The sequence below is a fragment of the Hymenobacter sp. R533113 genome, from assembly GCF_056835965.1.
The window spans coordinates 739,145-762,681 of the sequence record NZ_JAKWBD010000001.1 but is presented as its reverse complement, the minus strand read 5'-3'; the positions used below and the strand labels follow the sequence as shown (position 1 = coordinate 762,681).

Genomic DNA, 23,537 nt, shown 5'->3' with positions numbered 1-23,537 from the left:
TCTTCTCTTAAGCAGCAAAAGCTTCTTTCCTGCATCTTGAGCGATTCACTGCGTAACATCAGCTATTCATACTACAAAAGCCCCCCGATAACAAATGGGAAGCTTTTTCTCGCCAGAGACCGTACTGTGGCAGCGGTTGCGGCAGCCGCCGCAGCCGCCCTGAACGAGTCGTCTGGCTCCCCCGCAAACGCTTCATGCGCGTTACCCCTTGGAGAGGGGGCTGGGGGGTGAGGCCAATCGTTGCAAAAAAGCCCCCCAGACTTTTCTGGGGGGCTTTTTTAAGCATTAATTAAACTAAGTCGATTCCTACCAGATGCGGGCGCGCTGGTTCTGGGCGCGTACCATTTTGGCATCTTCTTTACAGCCGAAAGCTTCGAAGAATTGGGGCATGTTCATCAGTGGGCCGTTGGTGCGGTACTGCGCTGGCGAATGCGAATCGGTCAAAACCTGCTGGCGCAGATACTCAGGCCGGGCGTTGGTGCGCCAGATTTGAGCCCACGACAGGAAGAAGCGCTGCTCAGGTGTAAAGCCGTCGTACTTAGGCACATCCCCGTTAGGATACTTCTTTTTCAGCTGCTTTTGCAAGGCCGTAAAGGCAATGTTCAGACCGCCAAAGTCCGCCAGGTTTTCGCCCATGGTCAGCTTGCCGTTCACAAACACCGAGTCGAGAGGCGAGAAAGCGCTGTACTGCGCGCCCACCATGTCGGCGCGCTGGGTGAATTTCTCAGCGTCCTCTTTGGTCCACCAGTCGCGCAGGTTGCCTTCGGCATCCGACTGGCGGCCACGGTCGTCGAAGCCGTGCGTGATTTCGTGGCCGATAACGGCACCCATACCGCCGTAGTTTACCGCGTCATCAGCGTTGGGGTCAAAGAACGGCGGTTGCATGATGCCGGCCGGGAACACTATCTCGTTCAAAGATGAGTTGTAGTAGGCATTCACCGTGGGCGGCGTCATACCCCATTCGCCCCGATCGATTGGCTTGCCGAACTTGCTCACGTTGTACTTATAATCCCACATGCGGGCGTTCAGCACGTTCTGCACATACGACTCGCGCGCGATATCCAGTGCGGAATAGTCCTTCCATTTATCGGGATAACCAATTTTCACCACGAAGGCGTCCAGCTTTTTCTGCGCTTCGGTCTTGGTAGCAGCACTCATCCACTCCAGCTGCTTAATGTGCTCCGACATAGCCTCCCGGATGTTGTTGACCATTTCCATAGCCTTTTCCTTGGTTTCGGGCGTGAAAGCCTTATCCACGTAGAGTTGGCCGAACGCTTCGCCCAACGCGCCGTCGGTAGCACGCAGCATGCGCTTCCAGCGGGGTTGCTGCTCTTTAGCACCCGTCAGCACCTGCGTGAAGCGGAACGATTCGTCGGCGTAAGCCTTCGGCAACGCATCGGCCACCGACGATACTACGTGCCAGCGCAGGTAGGTTTTCCAGTCGGCTAAAGGCTCCGATTTCAGCGCCGTGCTGGCCTCTTTCAGGAAATCAGGCTGGCCTACAATAACCTCCTTCGCTGAGCCTACACCCAGCTGCTGCAACATGCCGGGCACATTCATGTTCGGAAATTGCTTGTTGGCCTCGGCTACCGTCATTTTGTTGTAGTTGGCGTACGGGTCGCGCATGGCTACACGGTCCTTTGAGGCCTTCGCCAGCCGTGTTTCCAAACGCATCACGGTGTTAGCGTTCTTGGCGGCGGTAGTAGCATTATCACCCAGCAGGGTAAACATATTGGTCAGATATGTCATGTAAGCCGTGCGAATGGTTTTGGAGCGGCCATCCTCCTTCAGATAGTAGTCACGGTCGGGCAAGCTCAGGCCGCCCTGCGACAGATACACCGCATACTGCGTACTGATTTTGCGGTCCTGGGCCACGCCGGCGCCGAATACGGAGCGGGTGCGCAGCATCTGCTGCCGCGCCAGCGCCGCCTGCAAGCCTTTCAGATCTTTGATGGCGGCAATGCGGTTCAGCTCAGGCTGAATGGGCTTCAAGCCAGCCGCTTCGATAGCAGCCGAATCCATAGCCGAGGCGTAGAAATCGCCTACTTTCTGGGCATTGGAGCCCTTGGCAGCGCTGGTGTTAGCGGCAGCCTCTTGCAGAATCTGGCGCATCACGGCCTCGTTCTGGTTGATGAGCCCGTTCCAGGAGCTCCAGCGCGATTCAGCGGCCGGAATGGGGTTATTCTTCAGCCATGTGCCGGAAGCATATTGGAAAAAGTTCTCGCAAGGTTCTACCGACGAATCGATATTGGCCGGGTCCAGGCCCACGCCTTTCACAACGGGCGCCGCAGCGGTGGTAGTCGTGGTCGAAGCGGTATCCGAGGAGGTCGGCGTCTTCGACGAGCTACATCCGGCCCAGGCAAGACTCGCCGCGGCCACGGCGGCCAGCGTCAGACTGTTCAGGTTTTTCATATAAACTTGGATGAGTGAAGAGGAGGTTGAGGCAAGAAAGATAAACGAAAGCGTGCAAATGGATGAGGGATTAACTGCTGTTACGCAGTCAGAGTCGGCTTCTGCCCGTTTACTACGCTTATGACGACTTGCACGCTGGACTTGTACACGGATTATTTGTTGAGTTCGACGGGTCCGACAACGGCCACGGGCTTGTCGCGCCTGGTAGACGGGGCCTTGAGCCACGACCAGATCACGCGCTGGCTGAGCAGCACCGCGTGGGGCTCGGCCGCTATTTGGCGAGCGGCCAAGCCGCTGATTCGCCAGGCCGAAGCCCAGCGTGGAGCCGAGGAATTTGCGGTGCTTATCGTCGACGATTCGATTCTGGAAAAGGCCCATACCGCTGCCAACGAGCTGATTTGCACCCACTGGGACCACAGCCAGCAGCGCTACGTGAAGGGCTTGAATTTCGTCAGCCTGCTCTACCAGGCCGGCGAGTTGGCCCTGCCGCTGGCCGTCGAGCTGGTGCGCAAAACGGTCCCGGTCTACCATGCCAAGACCCAGCAAACCAGCTATCAAAGTGCCTTTACCAAGAACGAGTACCTGCAGCAGATGCTGCGCGTGGCCCAGCAACAAGTGGCTTACCGCTACCTGCTGGCCGATACTTGGTATGCCTCGGCCGAGAACATGAGCTTGGTGCGAGCCCTGGGCCACCATTTCGTCTTTGCCCTCGAATCCTCCCGCACCGTGGCCCTGAGCGAAGCGGCACGGGCGCAAGGCCAGTTTCAGGCCGTGCAAACGCTGGTGTTTCCCGATACGCAGCCCCTGCGGGTCTATTTGCGGGCCGTCCAAGAGGCGGTGCTGGTGAGCAGGCACGTCTTGACAAACCAAGACGGCAGCCAGGGCGTGTTATATCTGGTCAGCAGCGACACCGACTTGAACCAGGCCCAGTTGACTGCGATTTACCAGAGACGGTGGAAAGTGGAAGAATATCATAAATCGCTCAAACAGAATGCCTCCATGGGCAAATCGCCCACCAAAACCCTGACCACGCAGGCCAATCATTTCTTCGCGGCCGTGCTGGCCTACACCAAGCTCGAGATACTCAAACTCAAGTGTGGGATGGGCCATTTTCGCCTCAAAGCCCAGCTCTACGCCGTGGGCCTCAAAGCCATGTACCACCAACTTGGCCTACTCCGTGCGTAACATCAGGGATTAATTCTACCTAGATGTTAGCAAGAATGGTGAGCAGTACTGAATAGTAAAAAAATAATATATATCGTCTTGCTTTTGAATAAACTCTTCTATACATTTCCTTCACTTTCCGCCCTGCCTCCTCACCCACCTTTTGCCCTCATTGCACTATTAGCTGACAGCCGCCACGGCCGTTAGTGAACCGTGACGATCAGGGCTTTTTTGTGCCCAGATCTCATCACCGATTTAATTTCTACTCTCCACATACATACCCTCCACTTAGTCCTCATAGCAATGATGCGAACATTATTATCAGCTCTGCTGGTGGCAACTACCGGCTTTATGGCAGCCGGATGCAACCAGTGCTCCGACGTTGAACCGGACGTCAATCATCTAAGCTTCTTTCTACAGTCACCCGCTGGTCAAAATCTTATTGGAGAATCTCCTTCACAGTATAAGGCTGATGCGCTAGCTGTTACTTTTCAAGACAAGCCATTCGACTTTGAGGTTAAGGAGGCATCGTTTGTTGGTAAAACTGTGGTGTCCCTAAACACTGACTGCTGTTTTGATGGCAAATCAGATGCGCGCTTATTTCTGCGATTATCACCTACCGACACGGACACCATTGATGTCACTTACACTATTGAGGAGGCTAAATGTTCGGATATAATTCGGTACAATAGTGTTTTTTACAACGGACGTAGGATGGGACCAGATGGTAATGGCTTTTACCAATTTATAAAACGATAAATCCTATGAACCAACAACTACAACCAGTACGCGCACTTTGCATCGCGCTTTTATTTCTAGGAATTCTTACTAGTCCATCCTTGGCCCAGACTAACAGCCTATCAACGGATTGTGGTACGGCACCGATGGATTCCGTGGCGGCTTATTATCAGCCATATTTTGGTAATAATCAATACTTACTGGACTTAGTATCTCAGGTAGAAGGTAGTTCGTGTTATAATTGTATCACTTTTACGGGCGGCTTAGCCCCGGAGGCCTATAAAATGCCAGTGCGTGTATGGGTATATCAAACGAATCAGGGCACAGGCGGGCCGACGAACGAAGAGGTAGAGAACCTAATTAATTTGATGAATAACCGTCTACGCGCCACCAATGTAAGCTTGCGATTTTACTTAAAGTCGGAAATTACTCGGATTCAAAATACTGGCTACTACGAACAGATTGATGGTAGAAACACTGGATTTGGAGTAAGCTATGGGTCTAACAATATGATGAAGGAGCATATTGACCGTACCGCACTTAATATTCATATCATTCGTGACAACAACGCTGGTTGGTCAGGCACAGCTCAACGGCCCGATGATTTTGCTTCGTATAGTTTTGCAGTTGAGACACAAACGTTCACCAACTCGCCTGAAGAAATGGCTATCACGATGGTTCACGAAGCTGGCCACTGCTTCGACTTATCTCACACGCATGAATCAGGACGTAATTCATTAGCGAGTAATAACGCCAACGCAAGCAGTTGCTACCAAGAATCAGTTAGTCGTACTCGGCGTCAAGGATTTGGTTGTTTCGGAACCAATGATCAATTAAAATGCTCTGTCAATGGTGACTTGCTATGCGATACTGATGCTGATCCAGAACTAGCTTTTGGTACAAATGTTAGCCCAACCCCTGATTGTAATTATACGGGAGGTGGTACTGACCGTTGGGGTGACGCATGGATACCACCTACCCGTAACATCATGTCGTACTCTCGCAGGAGCTGTCGCACTCAGTTTACCCCCATGCAACGCGGCGTTATTTACCATTATATCCGTGAATATAAAACTAAGTGGCGATCTGAGCCTAATGGCAACGGCTTCACATTGTATCCACCCGAACGCCGCAATAACCCTACTTCCTTTTATCTAAACTCTAGCGTAGACCGCTACGAAAACGATAATTACCGGCAGCAAGCCAATACCATTTTATTCGACGAATCTCAACACCACGCTTTTCACGCTCAACCCAACAGCACAGTTGCCGACGTAGATTGGGTACGTTTTACGGCAACCTCCTCGGCGCCTGTCAGTATTCGCACAAGCGCTGTGGGTACAGAGGCGCAACCAAACACTCGCCTCACTCTTTTTGCGGCGGATGGTGTTACGGTAGTAGCTGCTAACGATAACTTGTCGGGCGCTAGTAACTTCTCACGCATTACGACATCTTTAACGCCTGGCTCCACCTACTTTGTTCGGGTGGAAAACCTAAGTCCAAATAATACACCTGAGTTCACAGGGCAATACTTTCTGAGCTTGTTTGAATGCTTTGACCAGACCGAGGCCGTAGTTCAGGGACCAAATGAACTATGTATTAACTCTAATACGGTATTTTCTGCCGTTGGAATACCTGCGGGCAGCAATGTCAGCTGGACGGTTTCGCCAGCTAACTCTGGTGTCATAAGCTTATCAACTACTAACGGAGCCTCTACTTCTGTTTCGGCACAAAATGCTGGTCAGGTAACTCTTACGGCCTCGGTTAGCAGTGGCGGGTGCGTAGTTACTCTACCCCCACAAACAATAATAGTAAGTGGCTCCTCGCTCTCCGTGGAACCGATTGATTTACCTTTTGAGATGTGCCCCGGCGTTACGGTTACTTTCCGGGCTACCGTGCAACCTGAGAATCCCGCCGCAACCTTTCAGTGGGCGGTTAGTCCGGGGGCGCAAATTGTGGGCAGCGCTACCGGCCGCGAAATTCGAGTGCGTACTCCTTACTCCAACGGCTTCGCGGATGCTACCGTAACCACACAAAGCTCCTGCGGGGGCGCTGGCCTTAGTGGAACTGGCAGCGTCTACGTCTATTCCGGTCCGGAAGGTTGCGCTACCGCTTACCGCATCCGGCCAATAGAGTTGCAGGTCTATCCCAATCCGGCCGATGCGGGCTTTGACCTCACAGATCTAAATGATACCAGGGGAAACACGAATACGCTTGGTCAGAGCGTGCGCCTCGATTATACGTTGTTTGATGCTTACGGCGTGGCCGTGCTCTCCGGGCATACTAGCGCGGGCAACTCGTGGGTAGATACCCGCCGCGTCCGCTCCGGCTTATATATGCTAAGGGTCCGGTCTACAACAGGGCAGACTATACGTGCACGAGTGCAGATTACCCATTAGCAGCGGGAAATGCAGGTTTACCTATCTTGTTTGTCAGCATCAATATTGAAGCTGATTAATCCTAAAAGGAGCGCGTCAAGCCTGATGCGCTCCTTTTTTATAAGGTTAAAGTCAGGTTAGGGCGTATGCTCGCTTGTTCATAAGTTGACCTTATGCTCTAAATGAAGCTGACTATCACCTGTTGGCTTTTACTTGTTCGCGCTGCCCTCAATTCCGTAAATTGCGGCATATGCCGCCGCTCTTTAATCGTCGCCCCGAGCCAAATTTGCCCCCCAGCCGTCCGCCGCTGGCTTTGCCCCTAGCCGAGCTACTGGTGCGCGTAAAGCAGACGCTCACCGACCGCTTCCCCGAATCTTACTGGGTACTCGCCGAAATCGCGGAGCTGACCCCGCCCCGCCACGATGGTGCCCACTGCTACCTCACCCTCACCGACCAGCACCGTACCGGCCGCGGCGCGGAGCTGAAGGCCCAGGCCCGCGCTACCATCTGGAGTCAGCGCTACCAGGCATTGGCGCCGGCTTTTCAGGAGGCCACCGGCCAGGAGTTGCAGCCGGGCCTTAAAGTCATGCTGCGGGTACAAATCAAATTCCACGAGCAGTACGGCCTAAGCCTCGATGTGCTGGCCCTCGATCCTACCTACACCGTCGGCGACCTGGCCCGGCAGCGCCTCGACACCGTGCGCAAGCTCACGGCCAAAGGCCTGCTCGAACGGCAGAAGCGGCTGCCGCTCGCTATTGGTCCTCAGCACCTGGCCGTTATTTCTTCGCCCACGGCGGCGGGTTTTCAGGATTTTATGCAGCAGCTCAGCGAATCGGTATTTGATTTCTCCGTAACGCTGGTGCCTGCTCTCATGCAGGGTACAGAGGCCCCGGCCAGCATCCGGGCGGCCCTGGACCATATTCGGCCCCGGCGGCGCTACTTCGATGCGGTAGTTATTATCCGGGGCGGTGGGGGCAAAACCGACTTGTTGGCTTTCGACGATTATGGCTTAGCGGCCGCGGTCGGGGCTTTCCCGTTACCTGTTATCACCGGCATAGGCCACGAGCGCGACGAGGCGGTAGTCGACCTAGCGGCCCACACGGCGCTGAAAACGCCTACGGCCGTTGCTATCTTCTTCTTGGACCGATTGGCCCGCCTCGATGCAGCTTTTGATGGCTACGCGGAACGCATTCAAGAGCTAGCCTTCGGACAAGTACAGGATGCAGCCGACCAGCTGCGCCGGCTGGCCCGGCACACCCAGCAAGCAGCCCAAACTCAATTTGCCGAGCAGCGTACGCTCTTGCATCAACGCATTCGGCAAGCCGCCACCGCTCCACGGGCACAGCTGCGCCAGCAGCACCGCCTACTGGACCGCACCCGCCACTCAGCCCAACGGGCGGCCCAGCAAGCGCTGGCTGGTCAGCAACGACAGCTGCGCACGTTTGGCCGAGCCTTGGCGCAACGGTTTCGGCGGCACCAGCAACGGCAGCAGCTGCAGCTGCTGCGTCGTCGCTACCAATTGCAGCTGGCCGCCGAGCGTCTGCGGCACCGCGCTGAGCTACGGCTGGCGCAGTTGCAGTCCGCTGCTAATTCGGAGGCACTGGGGGGCATTTTGGCTGGATCATCTGCTGCGCCTCCCCCACAAGGCACTTCTTTCGGCTAAATCTGAAGCTGCAAGCCAACTTGTATACTGTCATGCAAAGGAAAAGCGGCGGAGCAGTCTGCTTTTTGCAATTTCCGCTTTAAAAGGCTTCCCAGCTACATTTTCACATTCTACTGCGCGGCCAGTTTAGTAACTGCCGCTTGATACCTTCCCCCATGACCAACGACCTGACCTACCGCCAAGCTATTGAAGAGCTGGAAACCATTTTGCGCGCCCTCGAGACCGACACCGTGGACGTGGATGACCTCACAGCCCGCGTGCAGCGCTCCGCCGAGCTGATTCGGTTGTGCAAGCAGAAGCTCCGCTCCGCCGAATCGGCCATCGACCGGGTGTTTGAGCACCTGGATGAAGAGGATGAGCTGGACGAGGGTTTCTCGGACGAAGAGGAGAATGATTCGGCAGGTTCTAAGCCCATTCCCAGCGGCCCGGCTCTGCGGGCCCGCCCTACGGTCCCGCCACACGATTCATCGGGCCAGCTGCCTTTCTAAAGAGGGTTGAGATGGAAGGAATTTGGGATAAGAATGCGTAGCCCTTATTTTCAAGTATTACAGGTTTAGCCTATTTTAATACAAAAGGCTCTACCTATATTTGAATCCGCCATTATACCCGCCGGCATACTTGGCTTCATTCTTATTCCTACCACACCTATTTCTCCCTCTCCTTATGGACGTTACCAAGCCTCCTTTCGACCCTCGCGCTGGCAAACGCATGAAAAACAAGGATGCGGCGCGCTGGACCAAACAATTCCGCCGCGACCATAACCTGCCCACCGAAAAGCCTACTTTATCGCACTACTTCGGCCGGGATTTTCTGCTGAGTATGCTGAATGAGAAGCCTGAGTGCGCCGGTTTGCGCTTTTATCAGGCCATCGACGACGCAGGCATAGGCCGGCTGGTAATAGTCAGGGTCGATGCCACAGGAAAGGACTTGCTGCCCCACCATAAGAGCGATGACACCTTACCCGATGACAACGACGACCAGATAGGCGAAACTCCCATGAAGTGCCCCGATAACTGCGACGACACCAGTCCCATGATGCAATAGTGCTTGGGTCGTTACCCGATCAACCATACAAGCTACCATGAATTATTACGCGCAGCTTCTTCTCGTTAATCGCGTGCTTGAGGCTGCGCCGTTGATTCCTTTAGCTACCGCTTGGGTGCGGCGGCGGCACATCCCTTACGAATTTAAGCCGGTTTACTACTACGTTGCTATCGAAGCATTTCTTTACTTTTTAGATAGAATAAGCCGTATTACTATTCACAATAACATCTACATCTATTACGTATCAACCGTTGTGTTGGTCTTTTTTTGGCTACCACTTATAACCGTCTGCTGGTGCCTGGCCGCATCAAACAAGCTATTTCTCTCGGCTTGGCGCTCTTTGCCCTGATAGTATTTCTGGATGCTGCTTTCCTGAATGGCTTGCTCTCCCACCTGAATAGCTATTCTCACGTTTTCGGGTGCGTTCTGCTCATTATTCTAGCTATGTACCATGTCGCTTATCTCACTCGTTCCTTCTTCGCGACACCACTAGAGGAGCAGCCCGCATTTATTTTAAGCGTAGCCGTATTACTCTATTGCTCCAGTTCTAGTATTACTTACGTAGCAGTCAATATAATATATACTTCTGATTATGATAAGCTTACAAAGCAACACTTGGATAGACTTGCTAGCGTCCCCGATACGCTTCTCTTTGCTGTAGCAATGGCGCTGCTGGCTTGGATGTTTACTTTTTTCCCGTTAAGTACCCCTCCTCGCCAAGCCCTGCCCAAGTGGCTGCACTATAGCCGCTGGCAGCAGCGGCCATTTCGCTTGCTGCATCAAACCCTGACCAAGCAGCCCCGCATTCAGAAGCTGCCGCATGAAAACTTAATTCCGGTTTCACATTAAACGGAATCAGGAGTACTGGGGGCTTTTTTCCTCTGCTACGCTTTCAAGAATCACCCCTCACTCACGTGCGCATCCGTTACCAAGCGGCTATGTTCTGGCTCTGCTGCCGCTTATGACTAAAGAGCTAATTGCTTTACTGCTGATCACACCCATTTTGCTGCTGCTGGCCGGGGGCATTGTGACCTTTGTGATTCGCGACCAGCGGCGGCGTCTGCGGCAGCAGCAGGAGCTACAGAGGATGCGCGAAGATGCTCAGCAGCAGGCCCTGGAGGCGGCGCTGCTGGCCCAGGAAGAAGAGCGCCAACGTATTGCTGCGGACCTACACGACGGGGTAGGCACCACCCTGGCCATTGCCAAAATGCACCTGCATTCCCTCGGCGACCCCAATCGCACGAAGGAAGCCACCGACTTGCTCGACCAAGTAATTACGGAGGTGCGGCGTATCTCGCGCAATCTGTTGCCGGCGGCTCTGCAGAAGTTTGGGCTGCCCTTCGCGCTTGATTCTCTGGCTCGCACGGTGCCGCCTGATGCGCAAACCAAGGTGATTATTGAACAGGGTGGCACTCCCCGCCGCCTCGACCCCGGCCTGGAGCTGATTGTGTACCGCATCGCGCAGGAGCTGCTGGGCAATGGGCTTAAGCATGCTCAAGCCAGCCTCTTGCGTATTGCCGTCGATTTCCAGCCGCAGCAGCTTAGTTTGCATTATAGCGATGATGGAGTAGGATTTAACCCTATTGCCAACGATGCGATACCCATGCTTGGCACCCGTACCGGTTTGGGACTTAGCAACTTACGTAGCCGCGTGGCCGTGCTACGCGGTACCCTTCACCACGAATCCGCGCCGGGCGACGGCACTCGGGTTTGGATTACACTTCCGATTCCCTATATTGCTACCAATCAGTCTAATACCAATGCATCTATCCATGAATAATAATATTATCCGAGTCGCGGTTGTCGATGACCACTTATTGTTTCGCAAAGGCCTGCGTGCTTTGGTAAGTGGATTTGGCGGCATGGAAATTCTCTTCGAAGCCGGCAACGGCCAGGAGCTTCTGGAGCGCCTTGACTTTGGAGTGGTTCCCGAGGTGATTTTGATGGACCTGCAGATGCCCGTGCTCGACGGCCTGCAAACGATTCGCCTGCTTCGGGTTCAATACCCATATGTGCGCGTCATTATCATTTCTATGCACGATGAGCCGGAGCTGATCGATAATTTGCGGGCCGAGGGTGCTCACGGCTATCTGCTCAAAAACGCGAATCCGGAGGAGGTGCGCAAGACTATCGAATTGGTTATGCAGCAGAAGGCATTCCAGCTTACTTCAGTAGTGAAGCAGTAATTTAAAGCATATTTTTTTCCACAAAAAGCCCCCCAGGTATTTTCTGGGGGGCTTTTTTGGGGTTCGTTGACCGACTTTTGAGTGGACCCATGTTGTTTGGCATCGCAGCCTAGACTAATTCCTGGGCCGGGTCCCAGAACACGTTTTTGAAGTCCTGCACCTGGTCGTCGGCTACCTGAACGCCTTCAGATTCGAGCGCTTCCTGCATGGCGGTAGGCGTAGCAAAGTGGTGGCGCCCCGTGAGCAAACCGTTTCGATTGACGACGCGCTGAGCCGGCACTTGTTCCAGGCCCCGCGCGGGCACGGCGGCAATAAGCGCATACCCAACCATGCGCGCCCCATGACGCGCACCCAGATACTGAGCAATGGCACCGTAAGTACTCACCCGACCGGGCGGAATCAGGCGTACTACCTCGTGCACATCCTGAAAAAAATTGCGTTGAGTATCCGTCTGTTCCTGGGGGGCTTTCATAGGGCAAAGTAAAAAGAAAACGCATCGCTGAGGAAAGCAAAACAAGCTCCTCCGTAGCAAAAAACCATTTTTTATACCAACCTGAGCTGCGTTGTAGCGTAACCTGATAGCGCGTGGCCAGTAAAGCCCACGCTTTATTTCCTCACCCCATCCAACCTAACAAACTACTATGTTCGACAAACTTGAAAGCCTCGACGATTTATTTGAAATGCAGCTTAAAGACTTGTACAGTGCCGAGAACCAATTGGTGAAAGCGTTGCCAAAAATGGCTGCCACAGCCAAAGATAGCCGTTTGCGCCAGGGCTTTGAGAAGCACCTAAGCGAAACCGAAAATCAAGTAGCCCGACTAGAGCAAATCGGTAAGGCAATGGACCTGAAGCTGAGCGGCCACACCTGCAAGGCGATGGAAGGTCTGATTGCTGAAGGCAAGGAAACCATGTCGGAAAACGCCACCGATGAGGTAATGGACGCCGCCCTGATTGCCTCCTCCCAGCGCATCGAGCACTACGAAATTGCCGGCTACGGCACGGCCGCTCACTATGCCGAGCGCCTCGGCCACAGCGAAGCTGCTTCCCTGCTCCGTCAGTCACTGCAGGAAGAGCAGCTGACCGATACCAAGCTCAACGATTTAGCCAAGAACTACCTGAACCAGAAAGCGATGTAAGCTTCCTGATTTTTTCTAAAAAAAGCCTGCAACCCGCAGGCTTTTTTTGTGTCTTAAGTGGCTAAGCAAACCATTTTTAAAAGAGCAGGCTACCGCTTGGGGGGCAAAATTAGAGTACAGACATTGTGTTTGAAACACTTATTTACCTTTTGCGGCGGCTACTACTAAACTTACTGAGGGGCCATGGCGTTGATATACCTCGCTGCCCCAGCAGGTATTTATACCACTGATAATGAGTTGGAAATAGCTCCCTCACCACATGCAAACAAAGGAGAAAGAAGTACTTGCGCCCGAAATAGAAGAGTCGCGCCCCGGACGCAGAATACTCTGGATTGTGCTGACCGTGGCAGCCATTGTGGCGGCAGTTTTTGTTAAGATGCGCTACTTCCCTTCGCCCACGGCGGGGGGCAAAGGAGGACCGGGGGGCACAAGTGCTCCGGGCGGCGGAGGTGGTCGTGGAGGTGCTGGGGGCGGCGCGGGTGCCAAAGCTCCGGTGCAGGTATATGTAGTGCAAGCCACCAATTTATCCGATCAGGTGGCGGCCACCGGCTCGGTACTCCCCGATGAGTCGGTGGTTATTAAAAGCGAGCTTTCAGGCAAAATCACCAGCCTCAATATTAAAGAAGGCCAACCGGTGAAGAAGGGCCAACTGCTCTTCAGCATTAATGCCGACGAAGCCCAAGCGGCCATTCGCAAGCAGGAATACAACATCAAGCTGTACCGCGACCAGGAGCGGCGGCAGCGCACGTTGCTGGATAAAGAGTACATCAGCGTGCAGGAATACGAGCAGGCGAACAACCTGTACCTCACATCCCAATCAGACCTGCAGGCGCTGCGCGCCACCCTTGACCGCGCTTTTGTGCGCGCTCCCTTCGATGGCGTATTGGGCCTGACTACTGCCACCGTCGGCACCTACGTCAGCCCTGGCTTTGAAATCACGACGCTTTCCCGCGTGCGCCCTGTCAAGATCGACTTTGCCGTGCCGGGCCGCTTTGCCAGTAATGTGCGCGTCGGCGACGTGGTGAAGGTGACCGACGAAGGCACAAACAAGCAGTATGAGGCCAAAGTGTACGCCATCGACCCCCAGATTGACCCGGTCAGCCGTACCCAGCCGGTGCGTGCCCGCTACGCCAACACCAACGACGAGCTTCGCCCCGGCGCTTTCGTGAAAGTAAACCTGCAGCTGGGCGAATCGACGGACGCTTTGCAGGTGCCGACCGAGGCAGTAATTCCGGAAGCCAGCGGCTACAGCGTGTACACGGTGGAAAACGGAAAAATGGCCCCCAAGAAGGTGAAAATCGGTATTCGCTCGGATAAAGTAATTCAGATTACCGATGGTCTGGCCGTGGGCGACACCGTGATTCGAACCGGCATCCTGCAAGTGAAGCCCGGCGACGCAGTTAGAATAATCAAGTAATAGAACAGGAAGCTCCCCTCCTCAGCTGAGAAGGGGAGTTTTTCGTTCTTACAGCCGAAGTATATGAGCTTATCCAGCACCAGCATCAACCGGCCCGTTCTCGCCATCGTGATGAGCCTTGTCATCGTGATATTTGGCGTTATCGGGTTTCGGTATTTAAGTATTCGGGAATACCCCAGCGTTGACCCACCTATTATTACTGTTTCGGCCAGCTATACCGGCGCCTCGGCCGATGTAATGCAGGGACAGGTGACAGAGCCGCTGGAAGAAGCCCTGAACGGCATTGCCGGTATCAAGAACCTGACCTCCAACTCCCGCGACGGCCGCACCCAGATTACGGTAGAATTTGACCTCGACGCTGACCTGGAAACCGCTGCCAACGACGTGCGCGACAAGGTTTCGGGGGCTCAGGGCCGCCTGCCCCGCGACATTGACCCGCCGGTAGTAAGTAAGGCCAACGCCGACTCGCAGCCCATTGTAATAACTTACCTGAGTTCAAATCGACGCAACTTATTGGAGCTGACTGACTACGCCAACAACACTTTAAAAGAGCGTCTCCAAACCATTCCAGGTGTGTCGGAAATCCGGGTGTATGGCGAGCGGAAGTATTCTATGCGACTCTGGCTGGACCCTGTGAAGCTATCGGCCCTAGGGGTATCACCCGTGGACGTACAAGCGGCCCTTGGCCGTGAAAACGTGGAATTGCCTAGCGGAGCCGTGTCGGGCCAGAATACGCAGCTTACCCTGCGGACTATGGGCCGTCTTACTTCAGTTGAAGAGTTCAACAATCTTATAATTCGGAAAGATGCTTCTTCCTTGGTACGGCTCTCCGATATCGGTTACGCGGAACTGTATCCGGAGAACGATCAGACGATTTTCCGGGTGAACGGAACGCCCGGCGTGGCTTTGGCCGTGGTACCACAGCCGGGTTCCAACCAGATTGATATTGCCGATGAGTTCAACAAGCGCATTGAGTTGTATGGCAAGGACTTACCGGAGGATTTAAAGCTTCGAACGGGTGTTGACTACTCTATCTTCATCCGCCAATCCATCTCCGAAGTACAGCACACGATTATCGAAGCCTTTGTGCTGGTGGTAGTTATAATCTTTCTGTTTCTGCGTGATTGGCGCTCCACCCTTATTCCGGTGGTGGCCATTCCAGTGTCCTTGGTGGGTATTTTCTTTGTAATGTACCTGCTCAACTTCTCCATCAATGTGCTCACGCTACTGGCCATTGTCCTGGCTATTGGCCTGGTAGTAGACGATGCCATTGTGGTACTGGAAAATATCTATTCCCGGATAGAAGATGGTGAGGACCCTAAAACGGCTGCTATTAAGGGCTCCGAGGAAATCCTGCTGGCTGTAGTCAGCACGACAGTGGTACTAGCAGCAGTTTTTCTGCCGGTGGTATTCCTGACAGGTATCACGGGGCGACTTTTCCGCGAGTTTGGTATTGTAGTCGCAGGTTCGGTCCTGATTTCCGCTTTCGTCTCGCTCACCCTTACGCCCATGATGTGCTCCGTGCTACTTAAGCGCCAGGAAAAGCACAATTGGTTTTATCGCAAGACGGAGCCGTTTTTTGAGCGCATGATTGCAGGCTACGAAAACAGCTTGAAAACCTTCCTGCGTAACCGCTGGCTAGCGTGGTTGATGGTAGTGGGCACAGGTGTAGGAATTTGGGGATTTTTGCAGGTTATACCCTCAGAACTGGCCCCCGTAGAAGATCGTAGCCGCATTAATATTAATTCTACTGGTCCGGAAGGAGCCTCGTTTGAGTATATGGACGAGTATATGGCTGATATCACGAAGTTGATTACCGACTCTGTCAGCAAGGAGAATTTAAGCAGCTTATTTACTGTAACTTCTCCTGGTTTCGGCGGTGGCAGCAACTCAGGCATAGCACGTGTGTTCTTGGCTGAGGCCGACAAGCGTCCGCTCACGCAAGATAAAGTTGCTGCCACGTTATCGGATGGCGTCAAAGGCCTCTCTGCGGCTCGCACCTCTGTCTCCCAGGATCAGAGCATCGGTAATGGTGGGGGCGGACTGCCAGTTCAGTTCGTTATTCAAACCCAGGACTTTGAAAAGCTGCGCACGGTGGTGCCGAAGTTTCTGGACGCCGCCCGGCAGGACCCCACATTTCAGTTCGTGGACGTCAACTTGAAGTTTAATAAGCCAGAACTGCGCATCACCATTGACCGGGAAAAGGCCCAGAGCCTGGGTGTATCGGTGCAGAGCATCAGCCAGACGCTACAAGCAGGGCTAAGCGGGCAGCGCTACGGCTACTTTATTCGGGGCAGCAAGCAATACCAGATCATTGGCCAGGTAGCCCGCGAAGATCGGAACCAACCCCTGGATGTGCGTCTGCTTTCGGTGAAAAGCACCGACGGTACGCTGGTACAATTGGACAACGTGATTCGTCTGACAGAAAGTAGCACGCCGCCGCAGCTCTACCGTACGAACCGCTACAACTCGGCTACCTTCTCGGCTTCGTTGGCGCCCGGCCAGACCCTGGGCGACGGTATTGCCGCCATGCAGGCCATTGCCGACAAGGAGCTGGATGAGACTTTTTCCACCGAGTTGTCGGGTGCGTCCCGCGACTTCCAGGAAAGCTCTTCTTCCCTGGTTTTTGCTTTCGGCCTGGCCCTAGTACTGATTTATTTGGTACTGGCCGCACAGTTTGAAAGCTTCCGCGACCCACTTATTATCATGGTCACGGTGCCCTTGGCATTATCAGGAGCCCTGCTAAGCTTGTGGTACTTCAATCAGAGCCTGAACCTGTTTTCGCAGATCGGTATCATCATGCTCATCGGACTGGTGACCAAGAACGGTATCCTGATTGTGGAGTTTGCTAACCAGCGCGTCGAGCAGGGCGCCGACTATATGACCGGCTTGGTGGAAGGTGCTACCGCCCGTCTGCGCCCCATTCTGATGACTAGCTTGTGCGCTATTTTGGGTATTCTGCCCATTGCCATAGCTACCGGCGCGGGTGCGCTTAGCCGTCGGGCCATGGGTATTGGCGTGGTTGGGGGGCTTTTTTTCGCCACTGGTCTTACCCTATACGTAGTGCCGGTGATGTACTCGTATTTTGCCACGGCTAAGAAGCACGGCAAAAAGCAGGAAGAGGCCGAGAAAGCCTTAGCTGCCTGATAAATGCCCCCCAGGGCACAGAGTGGAAGATTCGACTCGTAGTTGGCCTTAACGGTTCTTATTTTTTAGTAGTCTGCCTTTTTGTGGTAAGAATGTCCTTGTTTTCCCGTTCGCTGTTTTTCTCTTTTCTGCTGTTCAGTATTTCGCCGCTGGCGTGGGGGCAACAAGACCAGACTGCCAAGCCTCAAACCGTAGCACCCGCCCCGCCGCTCACCTTGCAGCAGGCCATTCAGATGGGGCTGGAAAACAACTACGGCATTCGTCTGGCCCGCACCGACGAGCAGATTGTCAGCAATAACGTGACCCGTGGTAATGCTGGTCAGCTGCCCGCCGTCAATGGCAATTTCACGCGCAACTTTACCCGCAACAACGTTCGGCAGCAGCTCGGCGACCAGGACCCGCGCATTGCCAACGGGGCGGAATCAAATCAGCTCAACGCCAACGTAGCCCTCAACTGGACTGTTTTTGACGGACTAGGCATGTTCATCGCCTACGACCGCCTGAAGGCGCTGGAGCAGCAGCAACAGCAAATCACGCGCGCTACCATTGAGGAAAGCGTGGCCAACATCACCGACGCTTACTACAATGTGGTGCGGGAGTCGGGCAAGATTCGCTCCCTTGAAGAAGCGCTCGACATCGGGCAGCAGCGCATCGACCTTACCCAGGGCAGAGTGGATGTGGGCGTGAGCGCGAAGGTGGAGGTGCTGACGGCCCGCGTTGATTTCAACGCCGACCGCTCACTGCTTTTGCAGCAGCAGGAGTTGCTGACAGCCGCCAAAATCAATCTGAATAATCTACTTGGTCGCACCACGGTCATTGATTTTCAGCCTGTTGATTCTATCGTTGTTACAACAGGGCTGCGGGCCGAGGAGATTGTGCAGGGCGTACTAGACAAGAATCCGCGGTTGCAGCAAGCGCGTTTGGGAGTCGATGTGGCCCGCTATGAGCGCCGCCTCATCCGTTCTGACCGCTGGCCCCAGGTAGGCCTGACGAGTGGCTACGGCCTGACGCGCAACATCAACGGCGCGGCCTTTTTTGGTACCCAGCTCGCCACCAACGTTAGCCGCAACCAGGGCTTGAACTACGGCGTGGTGGCTACCATCCCTATTTTCAACGGCTTCAACCAGCGGCGCCTGGAGCAGAATGCCCGCGTAATAGAAGAGCAGAGCCGCCTGCTACTGGACCAGACCCGTCTCGGCCTCGACGCCGAAACGGAGCAGGCGCTGGCTCGCTACCAGAACCGCCTGCAACTACTGGAATTGGAAGAAGAAAATATTCTGCTGGCCCGCGAGAACGTGAATATTGCCCTCGCCCGCTACCGCCTGGGCCTGCTCACGCCCCTGGATCTGCGCGTGGCGCAGCGCAGTCAGCTCGACGCCGAAGTGCGGCTACTGGATATTCGCTACCAAGCCAAGCAAGCCGAAACAACCTTGCGCCGCCTTAGCGGATATCTGGTGCAGGAGGGCGTGCCCAGGCCCTAATAAGCTGGCTAACTGACAACAAAAAAGCCCCCCAAACCTAGGCTAACTGGTTTGGGGGGCTTTTTGGGTTAACAATAGTTGCTACTACAGCTCGTAAGTAATAGCTAGGTAATAGAGCCCACCTATACTGGGCCCACCCAGGTACGATTCGTAATATTGGTTTAGCACGTTACTGGCCCCGAGCTTGAAACGCAGATGAAGGCTCGGTGCCGCGTAGCTCAGTTGGGCATCAAGGGTGTAGTAGGCAGGTACATTGCCGCTCACCAGAAACGTTTGGGAATAATAAGAAGCCTGCCAGCGGTAGTTTAAGGCGAAGCCAAGGTTACGATATACGTTTTCGTTGCCGAGGCTGAGGTTGTAGCTCCAGCGGGGCGTGTTAAAGCCATCTTCCAGTCCATCGCCCGACTCCGTGCGGTCGAGGCGGGTGTAGGTGGTGTTGGCACCGGCCAGGTAGCCACCGGGCAACTCGTAACGCAGCCCCAGCGAGCCGCCGTAATTGTACACTTGGCTTTGGGCATTAGTCCATAGTCGGTAGCGGTTTTGGGTGGCACGGGTGCTGAGGTAGATGGCCGCCGAGTCGGGATTGTTGGTTTTGGGCACATAGGCTTCTACCTGCGCGATGAAGTCGCGGTAAGAGTTGTAGTAGAAGTCCACATCGAGGATCAACTGCCCTTTTGGCAATAGCGCGGCTTTATAGCCTAGCTCCAGGGACTTGATGTACTCCGGCCGTAAGTACGTGTATGGGGTTTTAACCAACAAACCCTGCTTTTCACTGATGGCCGCTTGCCGCTTCTGGACGTCCGGAGTTTGGCTGGTATTGGCGTTAATAGTGGCTGTCACAGCCGCGTTGAAGGCATCAATGCTGTTGCGCAGGTAGCTGTTTTCAAATATTCCATCTGACATCACCCGCAAGCCACCAATGCGTTTTACCTGACCGCTGTTCACGTTGGAAAAGCCTTCAAACAAGCTCGGAAACCGGTAGCCGCTCTGGTAGCTCAGCCGAAAGTTGTGGCGCTGCGCGGGCGAATACACCGTCGTAAAGCGCGGGTTGAAGCGTACCCGAAAGTAGTCGTTCTTATCCGTGCGCAGCGTAGCCGTTAGCCGTACTTTATCATTCAGTAGCCGCAGACCAGTCTGCACAAAGCCACCGGTTTTGCCGTAGAGCAGGGTGCTGTAGGGGTCTTTATTCCGCTCAGGATTGATAAAGTAGTTACCATCGGGCCGAACAAGATAGGTGCGATGGTCGGCGCCAACCAGCAGACTTATGCCGGCGGGCCAAGCGCTTCCGCTACGGCGCAGGGCTTCGGCAATATCCACTTGCCCTTCCGCGTGTATCAACTTCGCCTGCACGCGCAACGCTGCGCCCCGGTCCCAGTTATTGATATCCTGCAATTCACCGAGCCGCTGCCGAAACTCGGGCGTACCGGGCTGCAACCGGCTCGCATCGGCGGCGGCGCGGGCGGCGGCGTGCGCCTGCGCTACCGTCTGGCCGGCGGTGGTAGCGGCGTTCCAGGCAGTGATGTAGTCGCGGTTCCAGGCGGCATCGGGCTTGTAGCTGCGGTCCAGGTTTTCGGCGGCGGAGCGAAGATTATAGCTGTTGCCCGTGTTTTCAGTGGTGAGATAAGTCCGCGCCTGTACTACGGGAGTAGTGAGCTGGGCAGCGTGCTGTTGCAAATGGTAGCCATCCAGCCGAAAGCGGTTGGAACGTTGATAGACATTATCGAAAAAAGCCCCCCGATACGTATATACTACCTCAGTGGCTGGGCTGGGCTTATAGTGCAGTGCCGCGTCGTACTTGATAGTTTGCAGCCGGTAGTCTACTACGTCACGCTCGTTGTAGCCGGTGCGGGCTACCGAATAATTTTTGCCCCCCAGCGCCAGTGTACTACGATTGGAGGACTCATTGCCATAGCTGTTTACCAGGTCGCGGGCCGGATTATCACCTCCAAAAAGGTTAGTGGTGGCATTGCCATTGGGATTCAGCTCCGTCTGGTCGTTGGCTATCCAATCGTAGCCGCGCAGGTAGGTGCCGTTCACTTTGAAGGCCAGCTTCGGCGTCAGCGCTTTCGCGTAGCGCAGACTGGTTTCGGAGAAAAGCTTCGCCACACTGTTGGGGCCTTGCAGGTGATTGATACCGGTTTTCTGCTGCACACTCAAGCCCTCAGTACGAAATGGGTTTTTGGTGCTAAAGTTGGCCAGCCCATTAATGGCGTTCAACCCATACAGCGCCGCTGCCGTGCCCGGCACAATCGCTACTGCCTGTATATCCAGGTCGCTTGGCCCCAGCACGTTTCCAATCGGTCCGCCGATGTGCGGGGCCTGATTGTCGATGCCGTCCACGAGCTGGGCAAACCGCACGTTGGTGGTATTCGTGAAGCCACGAGCGTTGATTACCTTAAAACTCAGGCTGGGAGTGATTACCTGCACGCCCTTCAGGTGCTCGATGGCGTCGAAAAACGACGGGGCCGGCGTCAGGCGCAGCGCCCGCGCATTCAGCTTTTCCACCGTCACCGGCGACTGCAGGAAGCTCTCCTCTACCCTGGAAGCCGCCACGACTACCTCCCCTAGCGCTATATTTTTGCGCACTGTATCGGCGGGTGCTTCTGGTGTGGGGCCCGGCTGCTGGGCTACCACGGGGCCGCTCACAATCAGGCTCAGGCCCAGCAGCCAGCAGGCACCATTATCAGTAGGCCTCATAAAGCAACTATACTGTCGTTATATTCTGCTAAATATAGCGCTAACTAGCCGCAGTAGCTTACAGTTTAAAGTCAAAGTTTTAATTGTAGTTCTTCGGCCCGTAAGAAGGCCTGAAAACGTGCCTGTAATTCCTCAAACTCCCGAATCATTTGCTGGCCCTCGGCGGTGACCTCGGCCCCACCTCCTTGCTTACCACCTACTTGGGTGCTCACCAGCGGTTTTCGGGCTCGCGCGTTCATGGAGCTTACCAACTCCCAGGCCCGCTTATACGACATGTTCATGGCCTGTGCTGCCTTCGAAATAGAGCCCAGGGCCTTAATATGAGCTAGCAGCTCCAGCCGGCCAATGCCCATGAAGCGCTCATCGGCCTCCATCCATAGCCGGCCGTTAAGACGGAATTTCAGGTCATCGCGCAGTAGTTCTTTCATAGGGACAATAATAAAAAAGCCCCCAGATCATGCTGCTCTTCTGTTTATATGGTCGAAGAGTATGGCTACACTGGGGCGCAGAGTTGCGCGCTTGCTCCTCGGGCCACGCTCAGCAGACTACCCTTTGGGCTTCGCTTCCTCTGCTGGTGCCTGCAAGTCTCGCAGCTCTTTCAGCGCTTCGCGGGTTTTTTCCAGGTTCTTGGCTTCTATTTCCTCCTTATCCACGGGCAGCTTCGACATATCCCCAAAGAAAGTCAGGATGTTTTGCCGCTGCGGGGCCGAGATATTCTCGAATTTTTTGTCGGCGAGCTTGCGCACCCATTCTCCGTAGGTTTCGTCGGCGAGGGCGTACTCGCCCGCCCGCGTGGGCTTGCCCGTGTCAAAGTCGGCATTCGGCAGCGGGGGCGACTTGGTGGTTTGTTCCTGCTGGGCCAGGTAGCAGTACTCCTTCATTACAATGCGGACGCTTTTCTTAAATAGCTCCTGGGCCTCCGGCGTAGGTAGCTTGAAGGCAAAAGGCTGCAAGGGGCCAATTTTGGGCAGCACCCGCACCACCAAGGATAATATACGGGCCCCAAAACCCGGCTTTTGGTAGTCAGTGCCATATTGGCGGCGATACTTCCGCTCACTTTGCCGGTACATATAGTCGCGGCGGCGGGCTTGGGGGCTCAACTTCCTGATTTCGGCGCGCTCGGCGTGCCAGGCGGCGCGGGCGGCAATCGGGATGAGCTGGCGCACGGCAAAGCGATAGCTGCCCACCGCCAGATCGACATTGACCAGCACCTGGCCCAGCTCCAAGCCATAGGTCTTCAAAAACGCGCGCTCCAGAACGGGCTTGCACACCTGAAACCCGATCAGGTTTTGGTAGTCAGCCGAGCGGTAGCGGCCGGCAGCCAGCTGTACTACATCGAAGGCAAACTCCAGCTGGGTATGCTGCACAGGCGCTTCGTGGTAGGTAATGGCAGTCCCAAACTTGGCCTTTAGATCGGGGTACACGGAGGCCATAGCTAAGTTGGTACCTTCCGGGTGCCCCTTAATATCAGCTACATAATGCGCCAGAGCCCCCAAAGCGAAGGCATATTCATTGCGGTCGTGGGCCTCGTCGAGCAGGTTGCGCACGAAGTCACCGCTGCGTACGTAGTGCGTAAGGTTGGTAAAAAGCTCAGACCCAAATGGGTAAAAGCCCATATCCTGAATAATTGCCCCCCCGTAGGCAAATGACTTGGCCTCCATCCACTCCTCACGGGTGGCGGTGCCATAGCGGCTTTTGAGCAGGGGCACCAGGCACACGTCAATCGTCGAATCGATGTTGGCCTGATGAGTAAGCACAGAATAGGCAGAAGCTGATGGCGCGCAGAACAACAGGGCCGCCAAAGCGGCAAAAAGCCATTTCAGCATAGTAGATCGGAGAAGTAAAAGGTGGAATGCTGAAAGTAGGATTTTTAGACTAGTCAGTACGCGAAAGCTGAACAGGAGTTATAATAGGCAGCAACAGGCTTATTTTATCTAAACAACTACCGTGCGATGATGCTGGGGGGCTTTTTTGTACTACGGATGTGGGTCGCTAATAAAAGAACGTCATGCTGACGAAAGGAAGCATCTCGCGTGTTTATCTGGATTGCTATTCCCATTACCGCAAGCGAGAT

General features: G+C 54.6%; 19 protein-coding genes. 13 read left to right on the top strand and 6 right to left on the bottom strand.

Annotated elements, in window-relative coordinates:
* Nucleotides 1-306: 306 nt before the first annotated feature.
* Entirely contained in the window at nucleotides 307-2,412 is a 2,106-nt protein-coding gene (locus MKZ35_RS03565) for a M13 family metallopeptidase (protein ID WP_482511833.1), read from the bottom strand.
* Nucleotides 2,413-2,532: 120 nt separating this feature from the next.
* Between MKZ35_RS03565 and MKZ35_RS03560 the strand changes: the two genes are divergently transcribed.
* From MKZ35_RS03560 to MKZ35_RS03535, 6 genes are all read left to right on the top strand, one after another.
* Nucleotides 2,533-3,597: an IS701 family transposase gene (locus MKZ35_RS03560; RefSeq protein ID WP_482511431.1), complete on the top strand. Its 1,065-nt coding sequence runs from the start codon at nucleotides 2,533-2,535 to the stop codon at nucleotides 3,595-3,597.
* 282 nt (nucleotides 3,598-3,879) lie between these two features.
* Nucleotides 3,880-4,335: a hypothetical protein gene (locus MKZ35_RS03555; protein WP_482511832.1), complete on the top strand. Its 456-nt coding sequence runs from the start codon at nucleotides 3,880-3,882 to the stop codon at nucleotides 4,333-4,335.
* Nucleotides 4,336-5,426: 1,091 nt separating this feature from the next.
* Complete coding sequence (locus MKZ35_RS03550; protein WP_482511831.1) at nucleotides 5,427-6,713, top strand: T9SS type A sorting domain-containing protein; 1,287 nt, start codon at nucleotides 5,427-5,429, stop codon at nucleotides 6,711-6,713.
* A 229-nt stretch (nucleotides 6,714-6,942) separates the two neighbouring features.
* Nucleotides 6,943-8,355, top strand: coding sequence for an exodeoxyribonuclease VII large subunit (xseA, locus tag MKZ35_RS03545; protein ID WP_482511830.1), 1,413 nt, complete (start codon nucleotides 6,943-6,945; stop codon nucleotides 8,353-8,355).
* Between the two features lie 140 nt (nucleotides 8,356-8,495).
* Nucleotides 8,496-8,843 carry an exodeoxyribonuclease VII small subunit gene (gene xseB, locus MKZ35_RS03540; RefSeq protein ID WP_482511829.1) on the top strand — a complete coding sequence of 116 codons (348 nt, stop codon included), beginning with the start codon at nucleotides 8,496-8,498 and terminating at the stop codon, nucleotides 8,841-8,843.
* 175 nt (nucleotides 8,844-9,018) lie between these two features.
* Nucleotides 9,019-9,399, top strand: coding sequence for a hypothetical protein (locus MKZ35_RS03535; RefSeq protein WP_482511828.1), 381 nt, complete (start codon nucleotides 9,019-9,021; stop codon nucleotides 9,397-9,399).
* 237 nt (nucleotides 9,400-9,636) lie between these two features.
* Here MKZ35_RS03535 and MKZ35_RS03530 read toward each other — a convergent pair whose 3' ends face one another.
* Nucleotides 9,637-9,810, bottom strand: coding sequence for a hypothetical protein (locus tag MKZ35_RS03530; protein WP_482511827.1), 174 nt, complete (start codon nucleotides 9,808-9,810; stop codon nucleotides 9,637-9,639).
* A gap of 33 nt (nucleotides 9,811-9,843) precedes the next feature.
* On the opposite strand from MKZ35_RS03530, the gene MKZ35_RS03525 reads away from it, so the two are divergent.
* From MKZ35_RS03525 to MKZ35_RS03515, 3 genes are all read left to right on the top strand, one after another.
* Nucleotides 9,844-10,248: a hypothetical protein gene (locus MKZ35_RS03525; RefSeq protein WP_482511826.1), complete on the top strand. Its 405-nt coding sequence runs from the start codon at nucleotides 9,844-9,846 to the stop codon at nucleotides 10,246-10,248.
* 112 nt (nucleotides 10,249-10,360) lie between these two features.
* Entirely contained in the window at nucleotides 10,361-11,179 is an 819-nt protein-coding gene (locus MKZ35_RS03520) for a sensor histidine kinase (protein WP_482511825.1), read from the top strand.
* Nucleotides 11,172-11,585 (top strand): response regulator, encoded by a 414-nt coding sequence (locus tag MKZ35_RS03515; RefSeq protein WP_482511824.1) that lies wholly within the window; start codon nucleotides 11,172-11,174, stop codon nucleotides 11,583-11,585. Before MKZ35_RS03520 ends, MKZ35_RS03515 begins: the two co-directional genes overlap by 8 nt.
* A gap of 109 nt (nucleotides 11,586-11,694) precedes the next feature.
* Here MKZ35_RS03515 and MKZ35_RS03510 read toward each other — a convergent pair whose 3' ends face one another.
* Complete coding sequence (locus tag MKZ35_RS03510) at nucleotides 11,695-12,057, bottom strand: MGMT family protein (protein ID WP_482511823.1); 363 nt, start codon at nucleotides 12,055-12,057, stop codon at nucleotides 11,695-11,697.
* Between the two features lie 169 nt (nucleotides 12,058-12,226).
* Between MKZ35_RS03510 and MKZ35_RS03505 the strand changes: the two genes are divergently transcribed.
* From MKZ35_RS03505 to MKZ35_RS03490, 4 genes are all read left to right on the top strand, one after another.
* The gene (locus tag MKZ35_RS03505; protein WP_482511822.1) at nucleotides 12,227-12,721 is read left to right on the top strand and encodes a YciE/YciF ferroxidase family protein; all 495 of its coding nucleotides are present in this window, start codon (nucleotides 12,227-12,229) and stop codon (nucleotides 12,719-12,721) included.
* A gap of 259 nt (nucleotides 12,722-12,980) precedes the next feature.
* Nucleotides 12,981-14,138, top strand: coding sequence for an efflux RND transporter periplasmic adaptor subunit (locus tag MKZ35_RS03500; protein WP_482511821.1), 1,158 nt, complete (start codon nucleotides 12,981-12,983; stop codon nucleotides 14,136-14,138).
* Nucleotides 14,139-14,201: 63 nt separating this feature from the next.
* Nucleotides 14,202-17,285, top strand: a complete 3,084-nt coding sequence (locus MKZ35_RS03495; RefSeq protein ID WP_482511820.1) for an efflux RND transporter permease subunit — start codon at nucleotides 14,202-14,204, stop codon at nucleotides 17,283-17,285.
* A 92-nt stretch (nucleotides 17,286-17,377) separates the two neighbouring features.
* Nucleotides 17,378-18,766, top strand: coding sequence for a TolC family protein (locus tag MKZ35_RS03490; RefSeq protein ID WP_482511819.1), 1,389 nt, complete (start codon nucleotides 17,378-17,380; stop codon nucleotides 18,764-18,766).
* Between the two features lie 84 nt (nucleotides 18,767-18,850).
* Here MKZ35_RS03490 and MKZ35_RS03485 read toward each other — a convergent pair whose 3' ends face one another.
* The 3 genes from MKZ35_RS03485 to MKZ35_RS03475 form a co-directional block, all read right to left on the bottom strand.
* A complete protein-coding gene (locus MKZ35_RS03485; protein ID WP_482511818.1) occupies nucleotides 18,851-21,463 on the bottom strand; it encodes a TonB-dependent receptor in 2,613 nt (870 codons plus the stop codon).
* Nucleotides 21,464-21,534: 71 nt separating this feature from the next.
* Nucleotides 21,535-21,891 carry a winged helix-turn-helix domain-containing protein gene (locus MKZ35_RS03480; RefSeq protein ID WP_482511817.1) on the bottom strand — a complete coding sequence of 119 codons (357 nt, stop codon included), beginning with the start codon at nucleotides 21,889-21,891 and terminating at the stop codon, nucleotides 21,535-21,537.
* 117 nt (nucleotides 21,892-22,008) lie between these two features.
* Nucleotides 22,009-23,289, bottom strand: a complete 1,281-nt coding sequence (locus MKZ35_RS03475) for a zinc dependent phospholipase C family protein (protein ID WP_482511816.1) — start codon at nucleotides 23,287-23,289, stop codon at nucleotides 22,009-22,011.
* Nucleotides 23,290-23,537: the final 248 nt, after the last annotated feature.

Bases quoted from the DNA above. Each gene is read 5' to 3' on its own strand.
- MKZ35_RS03520 (WP_482511825.1), top strand. From the start codon at position 10,361: ATGACTAAAGAGCTAATTGCTTTACTGCTGATCACACCCATTTTGCTG.
- MKZ35_RS03505 (WP_482511822.1), top strand. From the start codon at position 12,227: ATGTTCGACAAACTTGAAAGCCTCGACGATTTATTTGAAATGCAGCTT.
- MKZ35_RS03485 (WP_482511818.1), bottom strand. From the start codon at position 21,463: ATGAGGCCTACTGATAATGGTGCCTGCTGGCTGCTGGGCCTGAGCCTG.
- MKZ35_RS03495 (WP_482511820.1), top strand. From the start codon at position 14,202: ATGAGCTTATCCAGCACCAGCATCAACCGGCCCGTTCTCGCCATCGTG.
- MKZ35_RS03565 (WP_482511833.1), bottom strand. From the start codon at position 2,412: ATGAAAAACCTGAACAGTCTGACGCTGGCCGCCGTGGCCGCGGCGAGT.
- MKZ35_RS03560 (WP_482511431.1), top strand. From the start codon at position 2,533: ATGACGACTTGCACGCTGGACTTGTACACGGATTATTTGTTGAGTTCG.
- MKZ35_RS03535 (WP_482511828.1), top strand. From the start codon at position 9,019: ATGGACGTTACCAAGCCTCCTTTCGACCCTCGCGCTGGCAAACGCATG.
- MKZ35_RS03525 (WP_482511826.1), top strand. From the start codon at position 9,844: ATGTACCATGTCGCTTATCTCACTCGTTCCTTCTTCGCGACACCACTA.
- MKZ35_RS03490 (WP_482511819.1), top strand. From the start codon at position 17,378: ATGTCCTTGTTTTCCCGTTCGCTGTTTTTCTCTTTTCTGCTGTTCAGT.
- MKZ35_RS03555 (WP_482511832.1), top strand. From the start codon at position 3,880: ATGATGCGAACATTATTATCAGCTCTGCTGGTGGCAACTACCGGCTTT.
- xseA (WP_482511830.1), top strand. From the start codon at position 6,943: ATGCCGCCGCTCTTTAATCGTCGCCCCGAGCCAAATTTGCCCCCCAGC.
- MKZ35_RS03515 (WP_482511824.1), top strand. From the start codon at position 11,172: ATGAATAATAATATTATCCGAGTCGCGGTTGTCGATGACCACTTATTG.
- MKZ35_RS03475 (WP_482511816.1), bottom strand. From the start codon at position 23,289: ATGCTGAAATGGCTTTTTGCCGCTTTGGCGGCCCTGTTGTTCTGCGCG.
- MKZ35_RS03510 (WP_482511823.1), bottom strand. From the start codon at position 12,057: ATGAAAGCCCCCCAGGAACAGACGGATACTCAACGCAATTTTTTTCAG.
- MKZ35_RS03480 (WP_482511817.1), bottom strand. From the start codon at position 21,891: ATGAAAGAACTACTGCGCGATGACCTGAAATTCCGTCTTAACGGCCGG.
- MKZ35_RS03500 (WP_482511821.1), top strand. From the start codon at position 12,981: ATGCAAACAAAGGAGAAAGAAGTACTTGCGCCCGAAATAGAAGAGTCG.